Annotated in this window: 2 protein-coding genes and 2 pseudogenes; 2 read left to right on the forward strand and 2 right to left on the reverse strand. The window is 36.4% G+C overall.

Annotated features, from left to right (window positions below; translation table 11 throughout):
• Positions 1-168: 168 nt before the first annotated feature.
• Positions 169-537 (reverse strand): hypothetical protein, encoded by a 369-nt coding sequence (locus B147_RS32790; RefSeq protein WP_020586575.1) that lies wholly within the window; start codon positions 535-537, stop codon positions 169-171.
• 36 nt (positions 538-573) lie between these two features.
• Positions 574-858 (reverse strand): annotated as a pseudogene (locus B147_RS33450) (transposase); the annotation flags it as partial.
• Positions 859-1,104: 246 nt separating this feature from the next.
• Here B147_RS33450 and B147_RS33455 point away from each other — a divergent pair.
• Both B147_RS33455 and B147_RS0107375 read left to right on the forward strand, forming a co-directional pair.
• Positions 1,105-1,242 (forward strand): annotated as a pseudogene (locus B147_RS33455) (methyltransferase domain-containing protein); the annotation flags it as partial.
• 1,077 nt (positions 1,243-2,319) lie between these two features.
• Positions 2,320-2,550 carry a hypothetical protein gene (locus B147_RS0107375; protein WP_020586577.1) on the forward strand — a complete coding sequence of 77 codons (231 nt, stop codon included), beginning with the start codon at positions 2,320-2,322 and terminating at the stop codon, positions 2,548-2,550.
• The last annotated feature ends 90 nt before the right edge of the window (positions 2,551-2,640 follow it).

Consider the following 2,640-nt stretch of genomic DNA (forward strand, 5'->3'; position numbering starts at 1 on the left):
TAAAACCCTGGCGGTTGAATGAAAATTGAAGCGTACTTCCAAATTCACAGTTCGGATGTTTTTTGCCTTTTTTAATAGGGCGGGAGTCCGGTTCAGCAAAAGAGATAATCCGGTTTGGAATATGTCTTTCGCCCGTAAGTTTTAGTGCATTCTGATCTTGGAATAGCATCAGGAGATCCAAAAGCTCTTGGGCTTTTTTCTGTCTTGATCAGGACCCTCAAGGCTTTTCACTATTGCTTCAAACTTCCGTAATCCAGCGGAAAATATCAAGAGCGCATCGAAAAATAAATCTGCAATTTCAGCCTTTTTTCGATTCAAATTATATTCGCGCCGTAGCTGCCTGAGTTCCTGGCTGTCCCACCAGATGGGAATATAATACTGTCGAGCAAATTGCTCCATTTTTCTAAAGGCTTTGAAAATCAATCCGACATCTGTTGGGTAAATGATGTCATCGGGCAGTACGGTGGAATCAATCAACATGCTGTCTGTATCAATTATTTTGGCAACTCTCAATATATTAAAAATGATTGATTCCACTGTCTCTATCCCCTTAACACCAAAACGTTTTCGCAATTTGCTCAGGTTGCTGTGATGCATAAATGTGAACAAATTTTCATCTGGGACATTACAAAAATATTGAATGTATCGATTTTCTTTGACCTGGCTAACAACCGCCCTGTCACTAAGCAACCGGAGCCGTGCAGCAATAAAAACAGCTACAATCGTTCGGATTGGAGTTCCTGTCCGTCCCGCTTTGTCATTATAATAGTGTACCAGTTTGTCTGTGATTTTTTGCCAAGGGATAATCTTGCGTAAAATAGCGAATGTGTTGGTTGGATCATGAATATTGTCTTTTATCCATTTTTCGCGGAGAGCTTCAGAGTTTTTTTCTGATCATTTTCAATCCTATATTTACAGTTTATGAGCATAAGACAATTTTTTCAACTTTTTGTACAATAGAAGTAGGGTGACATTCAATAGCTTCTTCAAAGCCAACAGAATAAAAAATCAGCAGATACTAAGTATTGTGCATAATGGTTTTGTTGAAACTATTTTAAATAAGGGCAATCGTGAGGGTAAATTTTTTGAAGTGGGACCGGGACAGGATGGATTTCCATAGGAATCGCAAGTTATAATCCAAATGTACAAATTACGGGCATTGATCTGTCTGAAAATATGATAAAAATAGCAAAGGCCAACAGTGAGAAGGAAAATGTTGCGCAAAGGATTCATTTCCAATAATGACGGGGGGCTTTTCATCCGGGATTTGATCCGGGTTTCCCCTTTAGTGCTGCCATTCTATGCTCATTTATTTGGAATTAGATATAATTATCTCATGAAAAAAGAATACAGGGATTCATTGAAGGCATCTTTATCCTGATCGGAATGGAAATCTCTTTTCGTATCGGGAGATATCCCGGGGGCGGTCATTACAAACCATTTTATTACTCACCAGGGAATTGAAAAATCTTCCATTCATAAGAGAAATGATTATGTTGCCGTTCCAACGCCGTTTCACTTAAAATTTTTCAAAAATATGTATGTGTGATATTCGATCCGCAATATATATTCCTTTCTAAATTACTTTCTGCCTGTTACAATATCTAAAACTTTGGCTCATGTTGCGTTTCAAGGTCTTGTTTGACCAAAAGTTTGACAAGCGAATGGAGCAGGGCCTTTCCTCGTTTGTCGGTGTTATGTGTTATGGACAAACACAAAAAATTCAAGATAAAAAGGGAGCTTCTCAATCAATAAGGTAAAAAAAATTCAGATTACTGGTAGTTTTTTTTCTTAATAGTATAGTATTTTTTTCTTGCCTTATTGTTGGTTCAAAAAAATAGAAGCAAATATACTCAACTATTAGTTTTAACTAACTGAAAGTTACCTAAATTGTGAATGTTGGTCTTGTGGTGCTATATTGCTAAGGGGGCTTGGCGCGCCTTGTGCATACTACTTAACTGAGCATAAATCATATATTGAATGTAATGTAGAGTCTTTTTATTAAGGATCATGTTGCATTTTATGTTGCATTTTATGGACCTCTTTTTGATATAAATACTGCCTTTTCGATATAAATACTGTCTTTTTGGGATAATTAATAATATTTATATTGAAAGGCTGCGGCTGTTTTTTTAATTAATTTTAAAAGTTAAGTTGATCAGGCAATAGCAAGACCCTGAAACACAGGCCTTAATTTAAGTATTTATTTAACTATTAAGGAGGTGATGTAACGATAAAGTATAATGATTGAAATCTAATTTAGATTGTAAAAAATGCTGATCGAAATGTGTTAAAAGTAACCTTCTGTTCAGGAGAAAAATGAAAATGAAAAAAATTTTAGGTTTTGTAATCGGGCTTTTTCTGATTGTTGGGGTGGCTAACTCAGGGTCCGCTGCTACTATCTGGTATCTTAAGATGGGTGAATCTACGTTGGATGTCAATGATGCCTTAAGTTTTTCCGAATCACCTAACGCTGTTATCGCTACTGGTATTGTTGATGCTGCCGGGATTCACTTTGAAAATTATGGCGTAGTTACCTTAGCTACGTAAGCGGTGTATGAACCACACCTTTTTAAGCCTGGCTGGGTGTTATATCGTTGAATTCCAACAAATTTTTATCTAAGTTTTGTGGCATCAAGG

Source organism: Desulfobacter curvatus DSM 3379 (assembly GCF_000373985.1).
In the GTDB taxonomy this organism is placed as follows: Bacteria; Desulfobacterota; Desulfobacteria; order Desulfobacterales; family Desulfobacteraceae; genus Desulfobacter; species Desulfobacter curvatus.